Consider the following 25638-nt stretch of genomic DNA (forward strand, 5'->3'; position numbering starts at 1 on the left):
ATTCCTGTTCTGGTTGCGGGTAGTGCCGGGCCCGCTTCACTGCGGGCCCTGGGTCAAAGCATGCCGGTCTCGAGCCGGGCCGCCTCGGACATCATGTGCTGGTTCCACGGCGGGTCGAACACCAGGTCGACGTCGGCCTCGGCCACCGTCGGGATCATTTCAAGCTTGCTGCGCACGTCGTCGACCAGGATGTCGCCCATCCCACAACCCGGTGCGGTCAGGGTCATCTTCACGTCGATCTCGCGCTGGCCTTCGTCCAGGTGCTTGATCTCGACCTCGTAGACCAGGCCCAGTTCGACGATGTTCACCGGAATTTCCGGGTCGAAACAGGTGCGCAGCTGCTGCCACACCAGCTGTTCCACCTGTTCATCAGTGGCGTCGGCCGGCAGTTCCAGCGGTGCCGGTGCCTCCTTGCCGATGGCGTCGCCGTCCTTGCCGGCAATGCGGAACAGGTTGCCCTCGACGAACACCGAATAACTGCCGCCCAGCGCCTGGGTGATGTACCCATAGCTGCCGGCGGGCAGGGTCACGGTATCGCCCTGCGGGACCATCACGGCCTCGCAATCGCGCTCGAAGTGGACAGGTTCGCTGCTACGGGAATACATGGGGACCGATATGGGGCCGTGGCCGGGGCCACGCAAGACGGCATTCTAGCCCAGCCGCTCCGGCACCGCCGGTGCACCGCCGCAAACCACAGTATCCTGTGGGTGATCTTCAGGGAGCTTCGATGTCCTCCAATGCCGCGCGTGCCAGGACCGTGACCTGGCTCTGGCCCATCATGCTGTTGCTGGGCCTGGTTGTTGCTCCCCTTGCCTGGATGGTGCTGGCGCTGATGACCGGCCGGCAGGTCGGCTGGATGGCGGTACTGACCGCCCTGGAACTGGTGTTCATGCTGCGCATGGGTACGCTCGGCCCGGGCCGGCTGCGCATCGTGCTGGTCGTGGTGGGCACCCTGCTGGTGGCCGCCGTGGCCAACTGGACCATCGCCAGCGCCTGGATGGGCGGCTCGATCGGGCTGGACCTGTGGGACGCCACGATGCGGATGGGCCCGCACCTGGCCTGGACCCTGGTCACCCTGGCCAATGGCGCGGTGGAGTGGCTGTGGCTGGCCGTGGCCGTGGCCGTAGGCGCCTGGCTGGCGCGCTGAGCGCGCCGGTTGCCACGCCCGCCGGGGACATGCAGGTAGATCCACGCATGCGTGGATGGGATGGTAGTGCCGGCCGCTGGCCGGCAAACGCGTGCGGACCAGGGCCCGCACCCACCCGATGTAGCCGCCACACGTGGATGCGGTAGTGCCGGCCGCTGGCCGGCAAACGCGTGCGGACCAGGGCCCGCACCTACCCGATGCAGCGGCCACACGCGGATGCGGTAGTGCCGGCCGCTGGCCGGCAAAGGGGTCAAAGCCCATTCCTGCGGAAAGGGATCCGACCCCGGTCCTCAATGCCCGCCGTCGAGCGCCTTCAACTCGCTGACCAGCGAGGCTGCCGCTTCGGCACCGTCGCCATACAGCATGCGGGTGTTGTCGGCGTAGAACAGCGCATTCTCGATGCCCGCGAAGCCCGTGCCCTTGCCGCGCTTGATCACCACCACGTTGCGCGCATTGACCACGTCCAGCACCGGCATGCCGTAGATCGGGCTGGCCGGATCGGTTCGTGCGACCGGATTGACCACGTCGTTGGCGCCGATCACCAGCACCACGTCGGTGTTGGCGAACTCCGGGTTGATGTCGTCCATGTCCGCGATCAGGTCGTAGGGCACGCCCGCTTCGGCCAGCAGCACGTTCATGTGCCCCGGCATGCGCCCGGCCACCGGGTGGATCGCGAACTTCACCTTGACCCCGCGCTGGCCCAGCCGCTGCGCCAGTTCCCAGATCTTGTGCTGCGCCTGCGCCACGGCCATGCCGTAGCCGGGCACGATCACCACGCGCTCGGCGAAGGCCATCATCGCGGCGACGTCAGCCGCTTCGATCGGCTTCTGCGAGCCGCTGATCGCCTGCGCTTCGCCACCAGCACCACCGCCGAAGTTGGAGAACAGCACGTTGCGGATCGGCCGGTTCATCGCCTTGGCCATCAGCCGGGTCAGCAGGATGCCCGCCGCGCCGACCATCATGCCGGCGATGATCAATGCTTCGTTGCCCAGCACGTAACCTTCGAACGACACCGCCAGGCCGGTGAACGCGTTGTACAGCGAGATCACCACCGGCATGTCGGCGCCACCGATCGGCAGCGTCATCAGCACGCCCAGCGCCAGCGCAAGTACGAAGAAGGCGACGATCGCCCAGGTGCTGAGCGTGCTGGCGGCGATGATCGCCAGTACCACCACCGCCAGCGCCACCAGCAGGTTCATCACCTGCTGGCCCGGCCAGGTCACGCGCTTGTCCAGGCGTCCATCCAGCTTGGCCCAGGCGATCACCGAGCCGGACAGCGACACCGCGCCGATCGCTGCGCCGACCACCGCCAGCAGCAGCACCGTGCCCGACGGCTGGCGCGCGGCCAGGTCGGCCAGCGCCTGCGCGCTCCAGTGGCTGGTATCGCGGTTGGCAAGGAAGGCGTAGCGCAGCAGCTCCACCGCGCCGATCGCCGCCGCCGATCCACCGCCCATGCCGTTGTACAGCGCCACCATCTGCGGCATGTCGGTGATGGCAACCTTGCCGGCCGACCACCAGGCCAGGCCCGCGCCGAGCAGCAGCGCCACCAGGATCAGCGGCACGTTGTGCAGTTCGGGAAGCAAGAAAGTGGCCGCCGTGGCCAGCAGCATGCCCAGCCCGGCCCAGCGGATGCCGCTGCGCGCGGTCAGTGGCGAGGCCATGCGCTGCAGGCCCAGCAGGAACAGCGTGGCGGCGACGAGGTAGCTGGCCTTGACCAGCCAGTCGAGCAGTTCGACGGTGCTGATGTTCAAGCCTGCGGCTCCTTCGGCTCGTCCTTGCCGCCCTTGGGCGCGCTCGGCTTGAACATTTCCAGCATGCGCGCGGTGACCACGTAGCCACCGGCGGCATTGCCGGCACCCAGCACCACGGCGAGGAAGCCCAGAGCCTTCTCCAACGGTGTCTGCGCGTGCCCCAGCACCACCATCGCGCCGATCAGCACGATGCCGTGGATGAAATTGGAGCCCGACATCAGCGGGGTATGCAGGATCACCGGCACCCGCGAAATGATCACGTGGCCGGCGATGGCGGCCAGCATGAAGATGTACAGCGCTACGAACCCGTCACTCACTGGCAACGCTCCCGCTCTGTCTTCGTCGGCCCATCATAACCATGGGCTGAACCCGGCGTGCACCCGGCGTCAACCGAAGTGGCGCTCACGCGTTGTCGATGGTGACCCCGAGCGAGGAACCGTACCCTGTGCTGGTGAGCAGCCCCGTCCCCCCGAGCGCCGAGACCGATGCCCTGCCGGCATCGCTGGAAGCGTTCCTGGCCAGTGTTGGCCCGCGTGCGTTCCGCTTCGCCGAGGCCGGCCTGCGCCAGCGCGAAGACGCCATGGACGCGGTGCAGGACGCGCTGCTGCGCATGCTGGACTACGCCGACAAGCCGGCAGCCGAATGGGCGCCGCTGTTCTGGAGCATCCTGCGCCGGCGCGTGATCGACGTGCAGCGCCGGCGCCGCTTCCGCCTGCCGTTCTGGCGCGACAACCAGGACGCGGAAGGCGGCGAGATCGACTGGGCCGATCCCGGCCCGGACCCGGCACAGGCGCATGAACAGCGCCAGCAGTACCAGCAGCTGGTGGACGCGTTGCGCCGCCTGCCCGCCCGCCAGCGCGAGGCCTTCACCCTGCGCGTGCTGCAGGACCTGGACGGGGCCACCACCGCCCGCGCCATGGGCTGCAGCGAAGGCGCGGTAAAAACCCATCTGGCACGCGCCCGGCAGGCGCTGCAGGACTACCTGGAGATCCACCCGTGAACCGCTCCCTGCCTTCCGATGACACCCTGCGCAGCCTGCACGCGCAGTCGCTGCACGCGCTGTCGCCGGCTACGCTGGCACGCCTGCGCCAGGCCCGACACGGCGCCAGCGCGACCCGGCACGGGCGCCTGCGCTGGTGGCTGGCCAGCGCCTGTTCACTGGTGGTGGCGCTGGGTCTCGGCCTGCAGTTCACTGGCCATGGCACGCTGACGGGCCCCGCGCCGGCACCTGTGCTGGCCTCGGTGGAAGACAACAGCGCGCTCTACGACGAAAATCCCGATCTGTACCTGTGGCTGGGCGATACCGACCTGGCGATGGAGTGAATCATGCCCCGACTGCACACCCTGCCCCTGCTGATGACCCTGTTGCTGCTGCCGGCCCTCCCGGCGCTGGCGCAGAGCGCCGCGCCCGCCCCTGCGGCACGCCCTGCGCCGGCCACGCCGCTGCCGGCCTGGGAACAGTTGAGCGAAGCGCAGCGGGAATCGCTGCTGGCGCCACTGCGCGACCGCTGGAACAGCGCCGATGCCGGCCAGCGCCAGCGCATGCTCTCGCATGGCCAGCGCTGGCAGACGATGAGCCCGGAGGAGCGCGACAAGGCCCGCCGTGGCCTGCGCCGCTTCGAGCACATGAGCCCGGAACAGCGTGAGCAGGCCCGGGCCCTGTTCGGCCAGATGCGGGAACTGCCGCCCGCGCAGCGCGACGCACTGCGCGAGCGCTGGTCGCAGATGACGCCGGAACAACGCAAGGACTGGGTGCGCGACAACCCACCGCCGGCGAAGCCGCGCTGAAACGCCGCGGGGAACGGGGTCAGAGCCCTTTGCTGAGGCAAAGGGATCCGACCCCTGGCAGATTCCGGGAACCAGGGTCAGAGCCCTTTGCCAGAGGCAAAGGGATCTGACCCCATGTCGTTCATGCCTGCCAGCGTGTCTTCGCCAGCAGCTCGTCGTCCCAGTCGAACGCCAGCTGCCCCTCGCGCACGAACAGCGCGACGAAGTTGAGCAGGTTGCGCGCATACATCTCGCTGGCCTGGGTCGCGCCCCGGCTGGCCAAGCCCAGCGGGCCATCGATGGTCACGCCCTGATGCTCGATGCACTGCCCCGGTTGGGTCAGTGCGCAGTTGCCGCCGCTCTCGGCGGCCAGGTCCACGATCACGCTGCCGTTGGCCATGCCCTCCACCATCGCGGCAGTCACGATCGTCGGCGCCGGTCGCCCCGGTACCGCTGCGGTGCAGATCACCACATCCACGCTGCGCAGGTGGTCGGCCAGGCGGCGCTGCTGCTCGGCACGCTCTTCATCGGTCAACGCGCGCGCGTACCCGCCTTCGCCCGCCGCGCTCACCCCCAGGTCGAGGAAGCGCGCGCCCAGCGACTGGATCTGCTCGCGGGTTTCCGGACGCACGTCGAAACCTTCCACCTGTGCACCGAGACGCCGGGCAGTGGCAATGGCCTGCAGCCCCGCCACGCCGGCACCGATCACCAGCACCTTGGCCGGACGCACGGTGCCGGCAGCGGTGGTCAACATCGGGAAGAAACGTGGTGCGCGTTCGGCGGCGATCAGCGCGGCCTTGTAACCGGCCATGCCGGCCTGCGAACTGAGCACGTCCATGGCCTGCGCACGGGTGGTGCGCGGCAGCTGCTGCAGCGGGAACAGGTGCAGGCGGTCATCGGCAGCCAGTGCCGCCAGGCCCGGATCACTGGCCGGGGTCAACAGGCCAACCACGGTGGCACCCGGCTTCAGCTGTTCAAGCACCGCCGCTGGCGGCGCCTGCACGCACAACAGGATGTCGATTTCGGCCCAGCGGCCGGCGTCGAATGCGCGGGCACCGGCATCGTCGTAGGCTGCATCGGTGAAACCTGCCGCGAGACCGGCGCCGGCCTCGTACCAGACGGTAATGCCGAGGGCGCCGAGCTTGCGCGCGGTTTCCGGCGTCAGCGCCACGCGCCGTTCGCCCGGCGCGGTCTCCTTGATCCCCAGCAACGCCACGGCCATGCAGGTCCCCGCTGATCGGTGAGTTTTCCCGATCCTAGCAGGCGGCTCCACTCAGTGCAGCGTGGCGCTGCCCGGGTCCAGCCGATCGATCACGCCCTGCATGGCGCTGTCGAACGCACCGTCATCCACATGGGCGCGCAGACGTCCCAGCCGCACCATCACCGCCAGTTCCTCCGGCGAGGCCACGCAGAAGCGCACGCCGCGACGGTTGACGAACAGCAGGCGCGAGGAAATCGGGCTGACCCAGGACAGCTTGCCGGCCTGCACCTTGCCGTCCTTGTCGACGAAGTCCAGCCAGTTGCCGATCTCCATCCGGCGGAAGCGATCGGCGTCGGCATTGTCGAAATCATCGGCATCGATCTGCCCGCCCAGCTCGACCGCCGGCGATTCGGCCACCGGCGGGGTCGGTAGTGCCACCTGCGGCAGTTCCGGCAGCGCGCGTTGCAGTTCCGGCCGCGATTCGGCAATGCCCTGCAGGGTGTCATGCAGGGCATCGATGGCGCCGGTGGCGGCGTCGCCATGCACGCCCACGCTGGCGAACACCTTGGCCAGCGCCGGCTGCCAGGCCTGCAGCCACGGCTTGCCGACGATCTGGCGGCGGGCCTCGGCCACTTCCTCCAGCAGCCCGTCGCCCAGGCTCAGGGCCTCGGCCACCGATGCGCCCTCCTCGCCCTCACGCAGCAGCGCCAGGGTCAGGTGGTGCTGCCACGGCTGGCGCAGGAATTCAGCGATGGCCGGCGGCAGGGTGGCATCACCAATGCGGCGGTCCAGCTCGGCACCGGCACGGGTACGGGCCATTTCCAGCTTTTCCTGGCCACGCTGCGTTTCGGCGGCGCGACGCTCGGCGATTTCCACGCGGCGGCGATGCTGCACGAGGAACTCGCGGAATTCTTCTTCCAGGGTCAGGAAGATCGCCAGGTTCTCGTTGAACTCGGCGACCAGGCGCTCGATGATCTCCTCGACCTTGGCCATCAGCATGCGCTCGGCCTGGCTTTCGCCAGTGTTGCCTTCGCAGGCCTCGGCCAGCGAGTTGAGCAGCTTGCGCGCCGGATGGGTCTTCTGCACGAACATGCGACGGTCGAGCATGGCGACCTTGACGAACGGCACCACCAGGCGGCCGATCAACTCGCGCGAGCGGCCTTCCAGTTCGCGCTCGTCCAGCATCACGTCGAACAGCATGCCCACCAGGTCGATCGCATCCTCGTCCTGCGGGTCCAGCCGGGTCTGGCCCGGGTCGACACCGAGACGGGTGGCGCTGGACAGCACTTCGCTCTTCAACCGCTGCGCGAGTGATTCGCCGTCCTCGCCGATCGCTGCGCGCAGGGTCGCACTGGGCGTGGCCTGCAGCAGCGACAGCACCGACATCATCTCGCGCTGGCTGAGCGGACGCTGCTGGCCGATCGCCACCTGTGCGGCCGACGTCGCGTCCTCGCGCACGTGGCGGGTCTGCTGCAGCAGTTCGTGCAGCGCCTCCAGCAGCATGCCCTGCTGGCCCGCATGGGCCTCGCCGGTGCCGCTGCCTTCGGCGCCCAGGTGCTGCTGCATGTGGCCACGCCGCTCGGACCAGCGTGCGGCAAAGCGCTGCGCCCAGGCCGGCGCGGCCTGCTCGTCATCACCGAATTCGCCGTCCAGGCCCGAGCCCGGGCGCTGCTCCACCAGGTCATCCAGGCCCGAGGCCATGCGCGGGTCGGGCGCGGCCGACGGCGGACGCCGCGGCGCCCCCATCTGCGACATCACCCCGGCCGCGGCCAGTTGCTCGTCCAGCTTCTCGTAGATGCGACCCACCGGCGCGCGCAGGTCGCGCTCGCACAGCTTGATCAGCACCAGGTGTACTTCCGGGGCCAGTTCACAGCCGGCAAAGGCTTCGTGGATGGCCACGCCCAGGTGTTCGGGGCTGATGGGATTATGGTCGGCATCCAGTTCGGCGCCGCCGACCAGACGGCCCAGGCGACGGTCGAGCCGCGCCAGCACCGGCTTGAAGTCACGCAGCAGCACCGTGGCGAAATTGCGCACCGCCAGCCGCGACTCCAGCACGTGCTCGGCCAGCAGGCTCAGGCCATCCTCGGCTGGGCCGGACAGCGTCGATTCGGCCGACATGGGCTCACCACTGGCCAGCGCATCCCAGGCCCGCTGCAGGTGGCCAGAGAAGGCACCGGCAATGTCCTCGCGGCGGCGGCGCAGTTCGCGCATCGCATCCAGGAACAGCAGCTGCGACGAACCGGCATTGCCGGCCCGGTCGAACAGGGCATCGTCGAAGCGCGCCAGTGCCGCGCCAAAGGCCTGGCACAGCGCGGGCAGGACCATGTCCCGGGCACGCTGGAGCTGGGCCGGGTCACGGCCCGGCGATCCCATCGGTGTGGGCGCGCTCATCATTCGGGAAGGCTCCCCACCTTCTCTGGTACGACAGACAACGTGGACATCGCGACGACCGGCACACCCCATGTACCGGTACGTCGATGGTAGGCCGGCCAGCCCGTCACGGACAGTGAAACAGTCCTCACTTCAAACCTCATGACCGGCGGCCCGGCAAGGTAGATATCGTAAGCCGTGCAAGGCCTGCGAGGCGAGGGGAAGCGGCCGCCCGTTTCCCGCCAGTGGCATGACGTTCATCACAATTTGGTATTCAAAGGCCAGACGCGACACAGACGGTGTCTTTGACCACCCCGACTATAATCAAACCTTCGTGATGACCGGTTCAGACTCCATGCCCGACCCCGCCGCCCTGCTCGCCCTGGATGCCCGCCGCTCCGTGCCTTCGCGGCAACTGGCCGAGCCCGGCCCGGACCCGGCCACCCTGCAGCGGATGCTGGCTTCGGCAGTGCGCGTGCCCGATCACGGCAAGCGCGTACCGTTCCGCTTCCTGAAGATCGCCGGCGATGCACGTCACACTCTGGGCGACTTCCTGGCCGAGCGCAGCCGCCAACGCGACCCGCATGCGGGCGAGGCCGTGTTCGAGAAGGATCGCCAGCGTTTCAGCCATGCGCCGCTGGTGATCGTGGTGGTGGCCAGCCCGCGCCCGGACCCGAAGGTGCCCGAACAGGAGCAGCTGATGACCGCCGGCTGCGTCTGCTTCGCCCTGCTGCAGGCCGCACAGGCGCTGGGCTTTGGCGCGCAGTGGCTGACCGCCTGGATGGCCTTCGACCCCGCCGTGCACGCCTACCTGGGCCTGGCCGAGGGCGAAGGCATCGCCGGTTTCATCCATATCGGCACGCCGAAGGCCGCCGTGCCCGAGCGCGAGCGTCCGGACCCTGCCACCCTGCTGCGCGACTGGACGCCTCCGGCATGACCCTGCCGGTACCACCGCCGTCGCTGTACCTGGTCGACGCCAGCATCTATGTGTTCCGCGCGTGGCACTCCCTGCCCGACCAGTTCCAGGACGCGCAGGGCTGGCCGACCAATGCCGTGCACGGCTTCGCCCGCTTCCTGCTGGACCTGCTCGAGCGCGAACGCCCGCGTCACATCGCCATCGCCTTCGACGAAGCGCTGGACAGTGGCTTCCGCCACCGCCTGTACCCCGCCTACAAGGCCAACCGCGACCCGGCGCCGGAGGCGCTCAAGCGCCAGTTCGTGCACTGCAAGGCGTTGTGCGCGGCGTTGGGCCTCGCCGTTCTGGCCCACCATGAATACGAGGCTGACGACCTGATCGGAAGCGCCCTGCATGTGCATCGTGGCAGCCACCGCGGCGTGATCATCTCCGCCGACAAGGACCTGTCGCAGCTGCTGCTGGATCACGACGAGCAGTGGGACTACGCACGCAACCAGCGCTGGAACGTGGCCGGAGTGAAGGCGCGGCACGGCGTGCACGCGCACCAGATTGCCGACTATCTGGCGCTGTGCGGCGATGCGGTGGACAACATTCCCGGCATCAGTGGCGTCGGCAGCAAGTCCGCCGCCGTGCTGCTGGCCCATTTCGGCAGCATGGATGCACTGTACGAACGCCTGGACGAAGTGCCGTTCCTGCGCCTGCGCGGCGCCGCCCAGATGGCGGTGCGCCTGCGCGAGCAGCGCGAGCACGCCCAGCTCTGGCGCCAGCTGACCACCATCGCGCTGGACGCGCCGCTGGAAGGCAGCCAGCCCGGCCTGTTGCGCCAGACCGCCGATCCCGAGCTGCTCGGCGGCCTGTGCCAGACCCTGCGCTTTGGCCCGATGACCCGCCGCCGGCTGTTCGATGCCGCCGGCGTGCCCGATATTCTTCCCACCCACAGCGAGCCCGCATGAGCCAGCGCAACACCGAAGCCCCGCGTGTCGTCTATGAAGGCAAGTACCAGCGCATGCTGGTGCGCGGCACCTGGGAATACAGCGAACGTACCCATGCCGGTGGCCTGGCCGCGATCATCATCGCCGTCACCCCCGAGGACAAGGTGCTGTTCGTGGAACAGTTCCGCGTGCCGCTGCAGGCACCCACCATCGAGATGCCGGCCGGCCTGGTCGGCGACATCCACGCCGGCGAATCGATCGAAGTCTCGGCCGTGCGCGAACTGGAAGAAGAAACCGGCTGGACCGCCGATCACGCCGAAGTGCTGCTGATCGGCCCGACCTCTTCCGGCGCCAGCAGCGAAAAAATCGCCTTCGTGCGCGCTACCGGCCTGCGCCGCGTTGGCGAGGGCGGTGGTGACGACAGCGAAGACATCATCGTGCACGAGATTCCGCGCAGTGAGGCAGCGGCCTGGCTGGTGCAGAAGATGGGCGAAGGCTACGAGCTGGACGCCAAGCTCTGGGCCGGGCTGTGGATGATCGAGCACCATCTGGACGGACGCCCGCGTGGCTGACGCCGACCTGCACGCGCTGCCGGCGCTGCTCGGCGCCGACGACCCGGCGATCCATACGATCCACCGGCCTCAGGGTGCCTCGCCGTACCTGATGCTGGCCGATCATGCCGGCCAGCAGGTGCCGCGTGCCCTCGCAGGCCTGGGCTTGCCGCAGGCCGAACTGGACCGCCATATCGGCTGGGACATCGGCATTGCCGGCACCACCCGCGCACTGGCCGAACGGCTGGATGCCTGGGCCATCGAACAGACCTATTCGCGGCTGCTGATCGACTGCAACCGCCCGCTGGCCTCGCCGACGCTGATTCCGGAGGTGAGCGACCACACCGTGGTGCCGGGCAATGCCGGGCTGTCGGCGGCACAGCGGCAGCAGCGTATCGATGCGATCCACGCGCCCTACCACGCGCGCATCGACGCGGAACTGGATGCGCGCCGAGATGCCGGCCGCTCCACCCTGCTGGTGATGATGCACAGCTTCACTCCGGCGATGAATGGCGCGCAGCGACCTTGGCATGCCGGCGTGCTGTACCACCAGGACACGCGCTTCGCCCATGCCTTGCTGCAGGCACTGCGCGAGGAAGGCGACCTGGTGGTGGGTGACAATGAACCGTATTCGGTGAGCAGCACCAGCGACTACGCGGTGCCGGTGCATGGCGAAGGCCGCGGGCTGGTGCACGTGGAACTGGAAATCCGCCAGGACCTGATTGCCGATGTGGCTGGGCAGCAGGCCTGGGCTGAGCGGCTGGCGCGGATCTTCAGCGCATTGCAGCCGCAGTTGCTGGCGTTCGGTTGAACGCGCGTGGATCCATTCCGGATCGGTAGTGCCGGCCGCTGGCCGGCCACCTCAGGGTAGTTGGATCATTGCATTGCCGGCCAGCGGCCGGCACTACCGCAGGCGTGGGACATCCACCACCCACGCCAGCGCCTTCAATCATGCATCGCTGACCGGGCAGACGGTGGCGGCCGATTCGACCGGCGCCGGGCGCAGGCCCAGCGCGATCACCACGCCGAGCGCGGCGAACAACGCGGCGCCGTACTGTGCATTGACCATGCCCTGCAGGGCGTCGGCACTGGTTGCTGCCTGCGTGCCGCGCGCGGCGTTGGCCACCATCACCAGCACCGCCAGTCCCAACGCCCCGCCGATCTGCTGGGCGGTGGCTGCCATGCCGGACGCGACGCCTTGCTGCGGACCCGGCACGCCCTGCCCGGCCACGATCCACATCGCCGTCCAGCTCATGCCCTGGCCGATGCTGAGCACCACGATGCCCGGCAGCAGCGGCCAGTAGCTGGCACCGTGCGGCATCGCCAGCGCCACCGCGGCAATGCCGATGGCACCGGCGGCGAAGCCCCAGGCCAGTACCTGCCGTGGCGAACGGCGCCGCAGCATGCGTTCGGCAATACGGATGCCGAAGGTGCACACCAACGTCGGCAGCAGGAAGGCCATGCCGGCCTGCAGCGGGCTCCAGCCATAGCCATCCTGGAAGTAGAGCGCCAGGAAGTAGTACTGCACGCCATAGCTGCTCATGAAGGCGAAGGTCAGGCCGAGTGCCGCGCGCAGGCCCGACAGGCGCAACAGCGAAAACTGCATCAGCGGGTCACGGCTGCGTTTTTCGATCTGTACGAACACCGTCAACAGCACGGCTGAAAGCAGCAGGCAGATCAGCGTGGCCGGTGCCGTCCAGCCCCACTCCGGCCCTTGCACCAGGGTAGTGACCAGCAGGCTGCCGCCGGCGGTGACGGTCAGGCAACCGGCCAGATCGAAGGAGCGGCCGCGCACCCTTGGACCATCGGACGGCAACCACGCACCGGCTGCGACCGCGCACGCCGTGGCCAGCGGCACGATCACCGCCAGCACCGCCGGCCAGCCGAACGCCTGGGTCAGCACGCCACCCAGCAGCGTGCCCAGCGCCAGGCCCACCGCGCTGGCCATGCTCCAGATCGCCAGCGCGCGGTTGCGCACCGGGCCTTCGGCGTACAGCGTGTTGATCAGTGCCAGCGTGGCGGGGAACAGCAGGGCCGCACCGACGCCCTGCGCGGCGCGCGCGATGATCAACAAGGTGGCATTCGGCGCCAACGCACCGAGCAGCGACGCCAGTGCGAACAGCAGCATGCCCAGCCGGTAGAAACGGCGACGGCCGATCAGGTCGGCGGCGCGACCACCCAGCAGCAGGCTGCCACCGAACGCCACGGTGTAGGCACTGACCACCCACTGCAGCTGCTGCGCGTTGATCTGCAGCGCGCGGCCCATGTCATGGAGGGCGACGAAGATGATGGTGGCGTCCAGGGCGATGATCAGCTGCGCGGTGGCCAGCAGGGTCAGCGCCCAGCGTGGATATTTGAGGGGAGGCATCGGCGGATTGAAGCGGTGGGGGGAGCGCAGTCTCATTGATGCGGACTATTCAATAAACCCCTTGCCACCCATATCTGTCATGATTTTCCGCATGAATGCAGCCTCGATGGACCTCAATGCGGTGCGCATGCTGGTGCAGGTGGCCGAAGCGCGCAGCTTCACGGTGGCCGCCGGCCAACTCGGCCTGAGCCAGTCCGGCCTGTCGCGCGCGATCGGGCGGCTGGAAGCCACGCTGGGGGTAAAGCTGCTGCAGCGGAACACCCGCAACGTGGCGTTGACCCCGGATGGCCGCCAGTTCGTGGAACAGGTGGCACCGCTGCTGGCCGGCCTGGACGATGCCGAGCGGCAACTGGCCGACCGCCCGTGCACGCCCTCGGGTACGTTGAAGATCAGTGCGCCGTCGATGTTCGGGCGCAAGGTGCTGGTGCCGATGCTGGCGCCATTACTGGAACAGCATCCGCAACTGCAGGTGGAAGCCGTGCTCAGCGACCGCCTGGTCGATCTGGTCGAGGAAGGCTTCGATGCCGCGCTGCGCACCGGCGTCATCGCCGACCAGCGCATCGTCGCGCGGCCATTGCGGCCGCTGCGCTGGGTGACGGTGGCCAGCCCCGCGTATCTGGCCCGCTGTGGCGCACCGGACGATGTGGCCGCGCTGCAGGATCACGCCTGCCTGGCGGTGCGCAACCTGCGCAGTGGCCGGCTGGTGGACTGGCAGTTCCTGCAGGACGGGCAACTGCGCGAGTTCACGCCGCCGACGCGGATGGTGTTCGACAGCGGCGATCCTCTGGTGGAAGCGGCCATCGCCGGCATCGGCATCGTGCAGGTGATGGATTTCGCGGTGGCCGACGCGCTGGCTGACGGCCGCCTGCAACGTGTGCTGCAGCCGTTTGAAGGTCGCAGCCGTGCGCTGTCGCTGATCTACCCACCGTCGCGCCAGCATTCGCCGAAGCTGCAGGTGCTGGCCGACGCGTTGCTGGCCGGGGATTGGTAGCGCCGGCCGCTGGCCGGCGCCTGCAGGAATCCACCCGTTTCAGGTTTGCCGGCCAGCGGCCGGCACTACCAGGCTGTGGTCGATCCACGCCATGCGTGGATGAGGGTTGGTAGCGCCGCGCATGGCCCGGCGCTACCGGTGCGGCGTTGCCGGCCAGCGGCCGGCACTACCGATCAGGCGAAGCTGTCGGTGGCGCGCACCAGCGCGTCCACGTTCTCGGCCTCGAACGCCGAATGGCCCGAGGCCGGCGTGATTTCCAGCTTCGCCTTCGGCCAGACCTTGGTCAGGTCCCAGGCGTTGGCCAGCGGGCAGACCACGTCGTAGCGGCCGTGCACGATCACGCCGGGAATATCGGCGATGCGGTGCGCGTCGCGCAGCAGCTGGTCTTCCACTTCGAAGAAGCCGCCGTTGACGAAGTAGTGGTTCTCGATGCGGGCAAACGCCAGCGCGAAGTGCGGGTCTTCGTGGCTGTTGATGAAGTCGTCATCGACATGCAGGAAGCTGGTCGCGCCTTCCCACACCGCCCACGCCTTGGCCGCTTCCAGGCGGGTGGTTTCGTCGTCGCTGGTCAGGCGGCGGTGGAAGGCCGAGATCAGGTCATGGCGCTCCACCGACGGGATCGGCTTCAGGTAATGCTCCCACGCATCCGGGAACAGGCGGTTGGCGCCTTCCTGGTAGAACCATTCCAGTTCCCAGCGACGCAGCATGAAGATGCCGCGCAGGACCAGTTCGGTCACGCGCTGCGGATGGGTTTCGGCATAGGCCAGCGCCAGGGTCGAACCCCAGCTGCCACCGAACACCTGCCAGCGATCGACCTTGAGGTGTTCGCGCAGCTTCTCGATATCGGCAACAAGGTCCCAGGTGGTGTTGTCCACCAGGTCGGCGTGCGGGGTGGAACGGCCGGCACCGCGCTGGTCGAACAGGATGATGCGGTACTTGGACGGGTCGTGGAACTGGCGCATCTTGTCGCTGCAGCCACCGCCCGGGCCACCGTGCAGCATCACCACCGGCTTGCCGTCCGGGTTGCCGCACTGCTCGAAGTACAGCGTGTGGCGGTCGTCGACCTTCAGGGTGCCGACGTCATAGGGGGTGATGGCGGGGTACAGCGTACGCATGCTTGCAGCTCCAGGGTGATGCCCTGCCGTGGCAGGAGAACCTCCATTCTAGGCCGGACGCCGGCCCAGGGTGATGCGGTCGCGCTGCTCCAGATCCTGCACGGTCTGCACCTCGGCAAACCCCGCCGCGTCGAACAGCGCGCGGATCGCCTCGCCCTGGTCCCAACCGTGCTCGATCAGCAGCCAGCCGCCGGGCAGCAGGTGGGCCTGGCCACCGTCGACGATGCGGCGGATGTCGTCCAGGCCATCCGGACCCGAGGCCAGTGCGGTGGCCGGCTCGAAGCGCAGGTCACCCCGCTCCAGATGCGGATCGTCGCTGGCGATGTACGGCGGGTTGCTGGCAATCAGATCAAAACGCGCGCCCTGCAGCGGTGCATACCAGTCGTGCCCGCCTTCAGCGAAGCGGACGTTGCGCAGATCATGGCGGGCGGCATTGCGCGCGGCCACGGCCAGCGCGCCCGGGCTGGCGTCGGTGGCCAGCACCTGCGCCTGCGGCCGTTCGCTGGCCAGTGCCAGTGCAATCGCACCACTGCCGGTGCCCAGGTCGGCCAGCTGCAGCGACTGGTCTGGCGGCAGGCGCTCCAGCGCCAGCTCGACCAGCAGCTCGGTTTCCGGACGCGGGATCAGCGTGGCCGGGTCGACCTCCAGGTCCAGCGTCCAGAATCCGCGACGGCCGGTCAGGTAGGCCACCGGCTCACCGGCCACGCGGCGGGCCAGCAACGCCTCGAAGGCGGCCTGGTCATTGGCGGCCAGCGGATCGGTGGCGTGGGCGAACAGCCAGCTGCGCGGGCGGTCCAGTACGTGCAGCAGCAGCAGTTCAGCCTCGTGGCGGGCCTCGATGCCGCCGAGACGGGCACTGGCCTCAGCCACGGTCTGGCGCAGGGAGGGTTCGGTTTGGAAAGACATGCCGCAATTGTAGAGCCGCAGTCGAGCGTGGCTCGACACTGCAAAAAGCTGCAATCCGTTCAGGTTCTGCCGGAGGGAATAAGGAGGGGCTATCGGCCCCTTTCCGCGCCTCCGGGAGATTTCCCTTGTCACACAGCCAGTTGCAGGATGGGAGCGGCAGGGTTCAGTGCCTGCTCATGACCAAATGATAGACTCCATCTATCAAATAGATGCAATCAATGGATTGTTCTTATCGCCAGTGAGTCGGTAACCTAGCTCCTGTCGATTCACCCACTCCCCTTCACCAGAGGAAAAACGATGTCCCTGATCAACACCCAGATCCAGCCGTTCGAAGCCAACGCTTACCACAATGGCGAGTTCATCAAGGTTTCCGACGCCAGCCTGAAGGGCCAGTGGTCCGTCCTGATCTTCATGCCGGCCGCCTTCACCTTCAACTGCCCGACCGAGATCGAAGACGCGGCTGACCATTACGCCGAGTTCAAGAAGGCTGGCGCCGAGGTCTACATCGTCACCACCGATACCCACTTCTCGCACAAGGTGTGGCACGAAACCTCGCCGGCCGTCGGCAAGGCCCAGTTCCCGCTGGTCGGCGACCCGACCCACCAGCTGACCAACGCCTTCGGCGTGCACATTCCGGAAGAAGGCCTGGCGCTGCGCGGCACCTTCATCATCAACCCGGAAGGCGTGATCAAGACCCTGGAGATCCACTCCAACGAGATCGCCCGTGACGTTTCCGAGACCCTGCGCAAGCTGAAGGCTGCCCAGTTCACCGCCGCCAACCCGAACCAGGTCTGCCCGGCCAAGTGGAAGGAAGGCGAGAAGACCCTGACCCCGTCGCTGGACCTGGTCGGCAAGATCTAACGCAGTACCGGCCTTCCGTGGCCCCACGCCACGGCGCGCCCTTCGTCCCCATGCCGGTGCCCTACCGGCGTGGGGGTGAACCCAAGACAGCCAACGCTCGCCCGCCTTGGCCAGCCAGCCCCTTCCACGGTCGCTGTCTTGGGTTCACCCCTACCCCCAGCTGGTCCGCTACCTTGTACAGCGGTGCCACGCCCCCTGTTTGCCTGAAGCCAGGAGAAGACCGATGTTGGACGCCAACCTGCAGTCGCAGCTGAAGACCTATCTGGAGCGCGTGACCCGCCCGATCCAGATCACCGCGCACGCCGACGACGGCGCCAAGTCGCAGGAGATGCTGGAACTGCTGCAGACCCTGGAAAGCCTGTCGGACAAGATCTCGCTGCAGGTGCTGCGCGATGGCCAGGGCCGCGTGCCGTCCTTCGACCTGGGCACCCCGGGGCAAGACATCCACCTGACCTTCGCCGGCCTGCCGATGGGCCATGAGTTCACCTCGCTGGTGCTGGCGCTGCTGCAGGTGGGCGGTCATCCGTCCAAGGCCACCGCCGAGCTGATCGAGCAGGTGCAGAACCTGGAAGGCGAGTACAGGTTCGAAACCTACTTCTCGCTGTCCTGCCAGAACTGCCCGGACGTGGTGCAGGCTCTGAACCTGGCGGCGGTGCTCAACCCGCGCATCCAGCACGTGGCCATCGACGGTGCCCTGTTCCAGGACGAAGTCGAGAAGCGCGAGATCATGTCGGTGCCGACCGTGTACCTCAACGGCGAAGTGTTCGACCAGGGCCGCATGACCCTCGAGCAGATCGTGGCCAAGCTGGACACCAATGCCAGCAAGCGCGATGCCGAGAAGATCGCCGCCAAGGACGCCTTCGACGTGCTGGTGGTGGGCGGTGGCCCGGCCGGTGCTGCAGCGGCGATCTACGCCGCACGCAAGGGCATCCGCACCGGCATCGCCGCCGAGCGTTTCGGTGGCCAGGTGCTGGACACCATGGCGATCGAGAACTTCATTTCGGTGAAGGAGACCGAAGGCCCGAAGCTGGCCACGGCACTGGAACAGCACGTGCGCGAGTACGAGGTGGACATCATGAACCTGCAGCGCGCCAGTGCGCTGGTGCCGGCCGGCGAAGACGGCCTGGTGCAGGTGCAGCTGGAGAACGGCGCGGTGCTGAAGTCGCGCTCGGTGATCCTGTCCACCGGCGCGCGCTGGCGGCAGATGAACGTGCCGGGCGAAGACCAGTACCGCAACAAGGGCGTGGCCTACTGCCCGCACTGCGATGGCCCGCTGTTCAAGGGCAAGCGCGTGGCGGTGATCGGCGGCGGCAACTCCGGCGTGGAAGCGGCCATCGATCTGGCCGGCATCGTGTCGCATGTAACCCTGCTGGAGTTCGATTCCAGCCTGCGCGCCGATGAAGTGCTGCAGAAGAAGCTGCGCAGCCTGGCCAATGTCACCGTGCTGACCAGCGCACAGACCACCGAAGTGCTGGGTGACGGCAGCCGTGTCACCGGCCTGGTCTACAAGGACCGCGTCGGCGGCGACGCCCACCGCGTCGAGCTGGAAGGCATCTTCGTGCAGATCGGCCTGTTGCCCAACACCGAGTGGCTGAAGGATGTGGTGGCGCTGTCGCCGCGTGGCGAGGTCGTCATCGACGACCGCGGCCAGACCAACCTGCCGGGTGTGTTCGCTGCTGGCGATTGCACGACGGTACCCTACAAGCAGATCATCATTGCCATGGGCGCCGGTTCGACCGCCGCACTGAGCGCGTTCGACCACCTGATCCGCTCGTCGGTGAGCAACAGCAGCGGTGCCGTTGCTGAAGCGGCCTGATCCACCGTTCCCAGATCACCGGGAACATTGTCTGCCTGTCGGGTAACCATGCCGTCAGCCGGTCCGTTACCCCTGGGGTGTAAGGATGAACCTACGTGATCTGAAGTACCTGGTAGCCCTGGCCGACCACAAGCATTTCGGCCGGGCTGCCGCCTCCTGCTTTGTCAGCCAGCCCACGCTGTCCACGCAGATCCGCAAGCTGGAAGAAGAACTGGGCCTGCCGCTGGTGGAACGCGCACCGCGCAAGGTGATGCTGACCCCGGCCGGCCAGGAAGCGGCGGCACGGGCACGGGTGATCGTGTCCGAAGTGGAGCAGCTGAAGGAAGCGGCGCGACGCAGCCGCGACCCGGAAGCCGGGACGGTGCGCCTGGGGATCTTCCCGACCCTCGGTCCGTACCTGCTGCCGCATGTGATCCCACGCATCCGCGAGCGCTTCCCGGAGCTGGAACTGCTGCTGGTCGAGGAAAAGAGCGATGTGCTGCTGGACCGCCTGCGCGAAGGCAAGCTGGACGCCGCGCTGCTGGCGCTGCCGGTAATCGACGACCAGCTGCACGCCGAGTTCCTGTTCGAGGAACCGTTCCTGCTGGCGGTGTCCGGGCGCCACCCGCTGGCCCGCCGCGAACACCTGGATGTGCAGGAACTGGCCACGCAGAAGCTGCTGCTGCTGGAAGATGGCCACTGCCTGCGCGACCAGGCGCTGGAAGTGTGCCGCCTGTTCGGCGCCAACGAGAAGTCCGAGTTCCGCGCCACCAGCCTGGAGACGCTGCGGCAGATGGTTGCCGCCGACGTCGGCATCACCCTGCTGCCCAGCCTGTCGGTGCAGCCGCCGGTGCCGCGCTCGAACAACATCCGCCTGCTCGACTTCACCGGCGAGGGCCGTCCCAGCCGTCGCATCGCCATGATCTGGCGCCGCAGCTCGGCCATGAACGACTTCCTGATGGAACTGGCCGACCAGTTCAAGCGCCTGCCGCAGGCGCTGTTCACCCTTGATGCGGTGAATGCCACCGGCGAAGCGACCGCCCTGCCCGGCCCCGCCCTGAACGGCTGAACCCCCGCAGCACCGGCCTGGAATCGGCAGGAGTCGATTCCGGCCGCATTTGTCCCCACAATACAGACAGGCGGCGCCAGCAGGTGCCGCCTTTTGCATGGCTTTCAACCAAGGAGCTTCACCATGAGTACCGCCAGCGGCCTGCCGCCGTCGATCACCGTTTCCACCTTCGACATGGACCGCCTGGACGCCATGCTCGAATCCCCTGCGCTGAGCCAGACGCCTGCCGCGCTCGCGCTTGCTGAAGAACTCAACCGGGCCACCGTGCTGGCACCGGACCAGATTCCCGAAGGCATCGTCATGATGCATTCGCGCGTGGAGTGCGAAGATGAAGTGTCGGGCGAGAAGCACGTCCTGACCCTGGTCTTCCCCCGCGAAGCCAACGTCGATGAAGGCAAGGTTTCCGTGCTGGCCCCGGTCGGCAGTGCCCTGCTCGGCCTTTCGATCGGCCAGAGCATCGACTGGAACGCGCCCGGCGGCCGCAAGCTGCGCCTGCGCGTGACCGCGGTCCACAACGACCGCCCCTGATTACCGCTGCGCACCGCGCGCGATTCGATTCCCCTGCACCAGGAGCCGTAATGAGTACCCCGTCCAAACTGTCCCAGCTGCGCGAACTGTCCGTGGTCGTTGCCGATACCGGTGACTACGAGGCGATCAAGCGCCTGCAGCCGGTGGACTGCACCACCAATCCGACCCTGGTGAAGAAGGCGCTGGACCTGCCGGTCTACGCCGAGCTGATCGAACGCGAACTGGCCTGGGGCCGCCAGCAGAGTGGCGACCGCGAAGCCGTGGTGCACGCCGTGGCCGACCGCCTGACCATCGGCGTCGGCGCGCTGCTGAGCACGCTGGTGCCGGGCCGCGTGTCCACCGAAGTGGACGCCGACCAGGCCCACGACACCGCCGCCACCGTGGCCAAGGCCCGCCAGTTCATCCAGATGTACGCCGATGCCGGCGTGCCGCGCGAGAAGATCCTGATCAAGATCGCCGCGACCTGGGAAGGCGTGGAAGCCGCGCGCATCCTGCAGGCCGAGGGCATCGACTGCAACCTGACCCTGATCTTCAACCCGACCCAGGCGCTGGCCTGCAGCGAAGCCGGCGCGTTCCTGATCTCGCCGTTCGTCGGTCGTATCCTCGATTGGTACGTGGCCAACGGCCAGACCCCGGCCACCATCGACGAAGACCCGGGCGTGAAGTTCGTGCGTGGCGTGTATGCCGAATTCAAGCGCCGCGGTTCGCCGACGGTGGTGATGGGTGCCTCGTTCCGTTCGACCGCGCAGATCGAAGCGCTGGCCGGCTGCGACCGCCTGACGATTTCGCCGGACCTGCTGGAGAAGCTGGACGCTGACCACGGCGAGTTGCCGCGCAAGCTGGTGGCCGCTGCAGCGGACGGCGCGGCGGTGACCCCGATCGATGCGGCGAAGTTCGCGGCGGACCTGGCGGCCGATCCGATGGCGACCGAGAAGCTGGCGACCGGTATCGATGCGTTTGCCAAGGATCTGCAGGCGCTGCGCGAGCGGATCCGCGCGGCACTGTGATTCCGGCCAACGGCTGAGCCCCTCGTGGCGGGTCGGTAGAGTCGAGCTTGCTCGACTGACTGCTAGAGCAAAAGCCGCGCTGGGTCGGGCGGGTTGGGTTCGCGGGGGACGCCGTGAACCCGTCCATGGGGGCTTGGCCGCGGCATCCATGCCGCGGACACCCCCGCGAACCCAACCCGCCCGCCCTCTGACAATTTCCTGCGGCCGCCCGCCACGGAAGAAAGAAAGAAGAGCAACAGTGGGTCGCGCGCTTCGCTTGCTCGGAGCCGAGCATGGCTATGCCGGTCGTCCTGACCGGCACCCTCCGGGCCGTCGCGCAAGCGACGTTGGCAGCGGCTCCTGCCGCTGCCTTCAGCTCTACAGAAAGCACTGCAGGATCAAACAAAAAGGACGCGGCGAACGCCGCGTCCTTTTTGTTTTTCTTCAGTTCGTCAGTAACCAATGCTCTCGCCCACCGTCACCGGAAAACTGTCGAAGGTGGGACGGGTGCAGATGGCGGGACCGTCCACGGCATGGATGCCGTGGCCGAGCCCCCAAGGACGGGTTTACGGCGTGTCCCGCCATCTGCACCCGTCCCGCCAAACTCACAGCAAACCAGAGCCGCTTGGCTTTGGCTTTGGCTTTGGCCTTGGCTTTCAGCCGTTGACGTTGCCCGCCGCAGGCGGACCACCGCGCGTCAGCGCGGCGCCTCCACATCCAACCCGATCGGGCAGCTCACGCCGGTGCCGCCGATGCCGCAGTAGCCGTTCGGATTCTTCGCCAGGTACTGCTGGTGATAGTCCTCGGCGTAGTAGTACGCCGGTGCCGGGTACACGATCTCGGTGGTGATCGGGCCGTAGCCGGCCGCATCCAGCTGCGCCTGGTAGGCCTCGCGGCTGGCCAGCGCGGCCTTGTACTGCGCCTCGTCGGTAGCGTGGATCGCCGAGCGGTACTGGGTGCCGGTGTCGTTGCCCTGGCGCATGCCCTGGGTCGGGTCGTGGCTCTCCCAGAACAGCTGCAGCAGGCGCTCCAGGCTCACCACCGCCGGGTCGAACACCACCTGCACCACTTCGGTGTGGCCGGTCAGGCCCGAACAGACCTCTTCATAGGTCGGGTTCGGGGTGATGCCCCCGGCATAGCCCACCGAGGTGCTGTACACGCCCGGTTCGGTCCAGAACTTGCGCTCGGCGCCCCAGAAGCAGCCCAGCGCGAAACGGATCTGCTGCAGGCCGGCAAAACGGTCCTTCAGCGGATGGCTGTTCACGAAGTGCTGGTTGCTGTGCAGCGGCAGCGGCTGGTCACGCCCCGGCAGCGCCTCTTCCGGGCGTGGCAGGCGCTGCTTGAAGGCGCCGATGCCGAGGATGCCCTGGCCAATTCCCAACATGATGCGCTCCTACGCCGGAAGTCCGGCTATGTCGTCTGCATCTGAAATGGGGGCGTCCGGCGCGTGGCCCAAGTCCAGCGCCGCCACGATGTCCTCGGCCTGCGGGCGTGCCGCATCGGGGATTCCCACCCGCAGCACACCGAACAGCGGCAGCTCGCCCATGCCGCCCAGCAGCTGCTCGCCAAACACGAAGGCCGGGATGCCGGCATCTTCCAGCGCGTGCTTGACCAGGTGGGCGTCGAACAGGTTGTCGGCCTTGTACACGATGTGCATGCGGCGGCTCCGTGGGACAGGGTTCCAGCATACGCCCGGGGGCTGAATGGTGGTGGTGACGGCGCATGACCGTTCTGCCGGCCAGCGGCCGGCACTACCCACCCACCTTCCGGTAGCGCCGGCAGCGGGCCGGCGGAAGGTGGACCGCCGTGCAGTTGGGTAGTGCCGGCCGCGGGCCGGCATCCCCACACCCCACCGGGCAGCCCTGCCCCGTACGCGCTAGACTGTTGGTCTTTCTGCCCTTTTTCGCCCCAGACTCATGTCCGAGCACACCCCCGCCAGCCCCGAGACCCCCGCCGACAGCCACGAGAAGCGCGATTTCATCCGCCAGATCGTGCGCGAGGACCTGGCCAGCGGAAAGCACCAGGCGATCAAGACCCGCTTCCCGCCGGAGCCGAACGGCTACCTGCACATCGGCCATGCCAAGTCGATCTGCCTGAACTTCGGCATCGCCGGCGAATTCAGCGGCGTCTGCAACCTGCGCTTCGACGACACCAACCCGGCCAAGGAAGACCCGGAATACGTGGCCGCGATCCAGGACGACGTGCGCTGGCTGGGCTTCGAGTGGAACGAGCTGCGCCATGCTTCGGACTACTTCCAGGCCTACTACCTGGCCGCCGAGAAGCTGATCGAAAAGGGCAAGGCCTATGTCTGCGACCTGTCGGCCGAGGAAGTGCGCGCCTACCGCGGCACCCTGACCGAGCCGGGCCGCCCGTCGCCGTGGCGCGACCGCAGCGTCGAGGAAAACCTCGATCTGTTCCGCCGCATGCGTGCCGGTGAGTTCCCGGATGGCGCGCGCACCCTGCGCGCGAAGATCGACATGGCCAGCGGCAACATCAACCTGCGCGATCCGGCGCTGTACCGCATCAAGCACGTCGAGCACCAGAACACCGGCAACGCGTGGCCGATCTACCCGATGTACGACTTCGCCCACGCGCTGGGTGATTCGATCGAGGGCATCACCCACTCGCTGTGCACGCTGGAGTTCGAAGACCACCGCCCGCTGTACGACTGGTGCGTGGACAACGTCGATTTCGCCCATGACGATGCGCTGACCCAGCCGCTGGTCGATGCCGGCCTGCCGCGCGAAGCCGCCAAGCCGCGCCAGATCGAGTTCTCGCGCCTGAACATCAACTACACGGTGATGAGCAAGCGCAAGCTGATGGCGCTGGTCACCGAGCAGCTGGTGGACGGCTGGGAAGACCCGCGCATGCCGACCCTGCAGGGCCTGCGTCGCCGTGGCTACACCCCGGCCGCGATGCGCCTGTTCGCCGAGCGCGTGGGCATCAGCAAGCAGAACTCGCTGATCGACTTCAGCGTGCTGGAAGGCGCGTTGCGCGAAGACCTGGACAGTGCAGCGCCGCGCCGCATGGCAGTGATCGATCCGGTCAAGCTGGTGCTGACCAACCTGCCGGAAGGCCATGAAGAACAGCTGACCTTCAGCAACCACCCGAAGGACGAGAGCTTCGGCAGCCGCGAAGTGCCGTTCGCACGCGAAGTGTGGATCGACCGCGAGGACTTCGCCGAAGTGCCGCCGAAGGGCTGGAAGCGCCTGGTGCCGGGTGGCGAAGTGCGCCTGCGCGGCGCCGGCATCATCCGCTGCGACGAAGTGATCAAGGATGCCGACGGCACCATCACCGAGCTGCGCGGCTGGCTGGATCCGGAATCGCGTCCGGGCATGGAAGGCGCCAACCGCAAGGTCAAGGGCACCATCCACTGGGTCAGCGCCGTGCATGGCGTGCCGGCCGAGATCCGCCTGTACGACCGCCTGTTCTCGGTGCCGAACCCGGATGATGAATCGGAAGGCAAGACCTACCGCGATTACCTCAATCCGGAATCGCGCCGCACCGTCACCGGCTATGTCGAGCCGGCCGCGGCCAGCGCCGCGCCGGAGCAGTCGTTCCAGTTCGAACGTACCGGCTACTTCGTCGCCGACCGCCGCGACCACACCGAAGCCAAGCCGGTGTTCAACCGCAGCGTGACCCTGCGCGATACCTGGTCGGCCTGAGGACCTGCGCGGGCGCCAGCACGGCGCCCGCACACCATCGACAATGATCACCGCCCTCTCCGTCCTGTTCTGGTTCATCTCGCAGCATCCGCTGCTGACGTTCTTTGCAGCGATGGTGCTGGCCGGGCTGGTCTCGTGGTGGCGGCGCTTTCCGGGCTACGCCATCGTGGTGTTCCCGCTGGCGATGCTCAACATGTTCCTCGGCCACTTCCTCAACGCCACCTTCCTCAACGTGGTGGGCGAGCGTGGTGAAGCGGTGATCGTCAAGGCCGAGCGAACCAGCTCCACGCTCAACGAGCAGTACATCTGGCGCTACGAAGGGGTGCTGCGTACCGCCGAGGGCCGCGACGTGGACGTGGTGTTCCACACCAACACCGCTTCGCTGTGGCCGCTGGAAAACGCCATCCGTATCCCGGCGCGCGACCAGCCGTTCGTGGTCAAGTACACGCCGGGCTTCCCACGCAACTTCGTCATCCTCACCAATGAATCCCCGCACGGCGTCGCCCAGGCCCGGGCCAGCGCGCGCGAGCGGGTGGAGGTGGCGGCACGCAAGCTGCATTTCAGCCCGGGCAATGCCGATTTCCGCGCGGACTATCGCCGCGAGCTGGAAAGCTGGCTGCGCGACCACGGCAACGATCCGCAGCAGCAATCCGACGCGCAGCGATATCGCGCCGAACTCGACGCGCTCGACCGCTAGATGCCCAGGCCCTGCCTGGATG

The 25638-nt window shown here is 67.8% G+C and carries 26 protein-coding genes; 16 read left to right on the forward strand and 10 right to left on the reverse strand.

Going from position 1 to position 25638, the window contains the following annotated elements:
* Positions 1–53: 53 nt before the first annotated feature.
* Positions 54–605 carry a putative Fe-S cluster assembly protein SufT gene (sufT, locus tag AC5P6S_RS13465; RefSeq protein ID WP_012479222.1) on the reverse strand — a complete coding sequence of 184 codons (552 nt, stop codon included), beginning with the start codon at positions 603–605 and terminating at the stop codon, positions 54–56.
* 122 nt (positions 606–727) lie between these two features.
* On the opposite strand from sufT, the gene AC5P6S_RS13470 reads away from it, so the two are divergent.
* Complete coding sequence (locus AC5P6S_RS13470) at positions 728–1147, forward strand: hypothetical protein (protein WP_005408175.1); 420 nt, start codon at positions 728–730, stop codon at positions 1145–1147.
* 290 nt (positions 1148–1437) lie between these two features.
* On the opposite strand, the gene AC5P6S_RS13475 is transcribed toward AC5P6S_RS13470, so the two are convergent.
* Both AC5P6S_RS13475 and AC5P6S_RS13480 read right to left on the reverse strand, forming a co-directional pair.
* The gene (locus AC5P6S_RS13475; protein ID WP_005408174.1) at positions 1438–2898 is read right to left on the reverse strand and encodes an NAD(P)(+) transhydrogenase (Re/Si-specific) subunit beta; all 1461 of its coding nucleotides are present in this window, start codon (positions 2896–2898) and stop codon (positions 1438–1440) included.
* Positions 2895–3215 (reverse strand): NAD(P) transhydrogenase subunit alpha part 2, encoded by a 321-nt coding sequence (locus tag AC5P6S_RS13480; protein ID WP_005408173.1) that lies wholly within the window; start codon positions 3213–3215, stop codon positions 2895–2897. The genes AC5P6S_RS13475 and AC5P6S_RS13480 overlap by 4 nt, the downstream gene beginning before the upstream one ends.
* 98 nt (positions 3216–3313) lie before the next feature.
* Between AC5P6S_RS13480 and AC5P6S_RS13485 the strand changes: the two genes are divergently transcribed.
* The 3 genes from AC5P6S_RS13485 to AC5P6S_RS13495 are packed head-to-tail and all read left to right on the forward strand — an operon-like array spanning position 3314 to position 4686.
* The gene (locus tag AC5P6S_RS13485) at positions 3314–3898 is read left to right on the forward strand and encodes an RNA polymerase sigma factor (protein WP_005408172.1); all 585 of its coding nucleotides are present in this window, start codon (positions 3314–3316) and stop codon (positions 3896–3898) included.
* On the forward strand, positions 3895–4221 hold the full coding sequence (locus AC5P6S_RS13490; RefSeq protein ID WP_005408171.1) for a hypothetical protein: 327 nt from the start codon (positions 3895–3897) through the stop codon (positions 4219–4221). The genes AC5P6S_RS13485 and AC5P6S_RS13490 overlap by 4 nt, the downstream gene beginning before the upstream one ends.
* A gap of 3 nt (positions 4222–4224) precedes the next feature.
* Positions 4225–4686 carry a DUF3106 domain-containing protein gene (locus AC5P6S_RS13495; protein WP_005408170.1) on the forward strand — a complete coding sequence of 154 codons (462 nt, stop codon included), beginning with the start codon at positions 4225–4227 and terminating at the stop codon, positions 4684–4686.
* Positions 4687–4807: 121 nt separating this feature from the next.
* Here AC5P6S_RS13495 and AC5P6S_RS13500 read toward each other — a convergent pair whose 3' ends face one another.
* The gene (locus AC5P6S_RS13500; RefSeq protein ID WP_005408169.1) at positions 4808–5887 is read right to left on the reverse strand and encodes an NAD(P) transhydrogenase subunit alpha; all 1080 of its coding nucleotides are present in this window, start codon (positions 5885–5887) and stop codon (positions 4808–4810) included.
* A 51-nt stretch (positions 5888–5938) separates the two neighbouring features.
* The gene (pacR, locus tag AC5P6S_RS13505) at positions 5939–8260 is read right to left on the reverse strand and encodes a PacR family protein (protein WP_005408168.1); all 2322 of its coding nucleotides are present in this window, start codon (positions 8258–8260) and stop codon (positions 5939–5941) included.
* Positions 8261–8591: 331 nt separating this feature from the next.
* Here pacR and AC5P6S_RS13510 point away from each other — a divergent pair, with 331 nt between their 5' ends.
* The 4 genes from AC5P6S_RS13510 to AC5P6S_RS13525 are packed head-to-tail and all read left to right on the forward strand — an operon-like array spanning position 8592 to position 11446.
* Positions 8592–9173, forward strand: coding sequence for a nitroreductase family protein (locus AC5P6S_RS13510; RefSeq protein WP_005412319.1), 582 nt, complete (start codon positions 8592–8594; stop codon positions 9171–9173).
* On the forward strand, positions 9170–10105 hold the full coding sequence (locus tag AC5P6S_RS13515) for a 5'-3' exonuclease (protein ID WP_012479214.1): 936 nt from the start codon (positions 9170–9172) through the stop codon (positions 10103–10105). The genes AC5P6S_RS13510 and AC5P6S_RS13515 overlap by 4 nt, the downstream gene beginning before the upstream one ends.
* Entirely contained in the window at positions 10102–10656 is a 555-nt protein-coding gene (locus AC5P6S_RS13520; RefSeq protein WP_005408165.1) for an NUDIX hydrolase, read from the forward strand. Before AC5P6S_RS13515 ends, AC5P6S_RS13520 begins: the two co-directional genes overlap by 4 nt.
* Positions 10649–11446, forward strand: a complete 798-nt coding sequence (locus tag AC5P6S_RS13525; protein ID WP_235643798.1) for an N-formylglutamate amidohydrolase — start codon at positions 10649–10651, stop codon at positions 11444–11446. The genes AC5P6S_RS13520 and AC5P6S_RS13525 overlap by 8 nt, the downstream gene beginning before the upstream one ends.
* A gap of 138 nt (positions 11447–11584) precedes the next feature.
* Here the strand turns inward: AC5P6S_RS13525 and AC5P6S_RS13530 are convergent, their stop codons facing one another.
* Positions 11585–13003 (reverse strand): MFS transporter, encoded by a 1419-nt coding sequence (locus AC5P6S_RS13530; RefSeq protein ID WP_005408163.1) that lies wholly within the window; start codon positions 13001–13003, stop codon positions 11585–11587.
* A 106-nt stretch (positions 13004–13109) separates the two neighbouring features.
* On the opposite strand from AC5P6S_RS13530, the gene AC5P6S_RS13535 reads away from it, so the two are divergent.
* Positions 13110–13994, forward strand: a complete 885-nt coding sequence (locus AC5P6S_RS13535; protein ID WP_033834184.1) for a LysR family transcriptional regulator — start codon at positions 13110–13112, stop codon at positions 13992–13994.
* Between the two features lie 173 nt (positions 13995–14167).
* Here the strand turns inward: AC5P6S_RS13535 and pip are convergent, their stop codons facing one another.
* Complete coding sequence (pip, locus tag AC5P6S_RS13540) at positions 14168–15109, reverse strand: prolyl aminopeptidase (RefSeq protein WP_014646006.1); 942 nt, start codon at positions 15107–15109, stop codon at positions 14168–14170.
* Positions 15110–15157: 48 nt separating this feature from the next.
* Positions 15158–16015 (reverse strand): peptide chain release factor N(5)-glutamine methyltransferase, encoded by an 858-nt coding sequence (prmC, locus tag AC5P6S_RS13545; protein ID WP_005408160.1) that lies wholly within the window; start codon positions 16013–16015, stop codon positions 15158–15160.
* Between the two features lie 297 nt (positions 16016–16312).
* Here prmC and ahpC point away from each other — a divergent pair, with 297 nt between their 5' ends.
* From ahpC to AC5P6S_RS13570, 5 genes are all read left to right on the forward strand, one after another.
* Positions 16313–16876 carry an alkyl hydroperoxide reductase subunit C gene (ahpC, locus tag AC5P6S_RS13550; RefSeq protein ID WP_005408159.1) on the forward strand — a complete coding sequence of 188 codons (564 nt, stop codon included), beginning with the start codon at positions 16313–16315 and terminating at the stop codon, positions 16874–16876.
* Between the two features lie 223 nt (positions 16877–17099).
* Positions 17100–18692, forward strand: coding sequence for an alkyl hydroperoxide reductase subunit F (gene ahpF, locus AC5P6S_RS13555; RefSeq protein ID WP_005408158.1), 1593 nt, complete (start codon positions 17100–17102; stop codon positions 18690–18692).
* 85 nt (positions 18693–18777) lie between these two features.
* Positions 18778–19740, forward strand: coding sequence for a LysR substrate-binding domain-containing protein (locus tag AC5P6S_RS13560; protein ID WP_005412310.1), 963 nt, complete (start codon positions 18778–18780; stop codon positions 19738–19740).
* A gap of 123 nt (positions 19741–19863) precedes the next feature.
* On the forward strand, positions 19864–20268 hold the full coding sequence (rnk, locus tag AC5P6S_RS13565) for a nucleoside diphosphate kinase regulator (protein ID WP_005408156.1): 405 nt from the start codon (positions 19864–19866) through the stop codon (positions 20266–20268).
* A gap of 50 nt (positions 20269–20318) precedes the next feature.
* Positions 20319–21275, forward strand: coding sequence for a transaldolase (locus AC5P6S_RS13570; protein ID WP_235643797.1), 957 nt, complete (start codon positions 20319–20321; stop codon positions 21273–21275).
* A 676-nt stretch (positions 21276–21951) separates the two neighbouring features.
* On the opposite strand, the gene msrA is transcribed toward AC5P6S_RS13570, so the two are convergent.
* Positions 21952–22617, reverse strand: a complete 666-nt coding sequence (gene msrA / locus AC5P6S_RS13575; RefSeq protein ID WP_049418682.1) for a peptide-methionine (S)-S-oxide reductase MsrA — start codon at positions 22615–22617, stop codon at positions 21952–21954.
* Positions 22618–22647: 30 nt separating this feature from the next.
* Positions 22648–22911, reverse strand: a complete 264-nt coding sequence (locus tag AC5P6S_RS13580) for a putative signal transducing protein (RefSeq protein WP_005408153.1) — start codon at positions 22909–22911, stop codon at positions 22648–22650.
* A 259-nt stretch (positions 22912–23170) separates the two neighbouring features.
* Here AC5P6S_RS13580 and AC5P6S_RS13585 point away from each other — a divergent pair, with 259 nt between their 5' ends.
* Positions 23171–24919, forward strand: a complete 1749-nt coding sequence (locus AC5P6S_RS13585; protein ID WP_060380611.1) for a glutamine--tRNA ligase/YqeY domain fusion protein — start codon at positions 23171–23173, stop codon at positions 24917–24919.
* 43 nt (positions 24920–24962) lie between these two features.
* The gene (locus AC5P6S_RS13590) at positions 24963–25616 is read left to right on the forward strand and encodes a membrane protein (RefSeq protein ID WP_012479203.1); all 654 of its coding nucleotides are present in this window, start codon (positions 24963–24965) and stop codon (positions 25614–25616) included.
* Positions 25617–25638: the final 22 nt, after the last annotated feature.

Source organism: Stenotrophomonas sp. YJH_SMC_119, assembly GCF_059368315.1.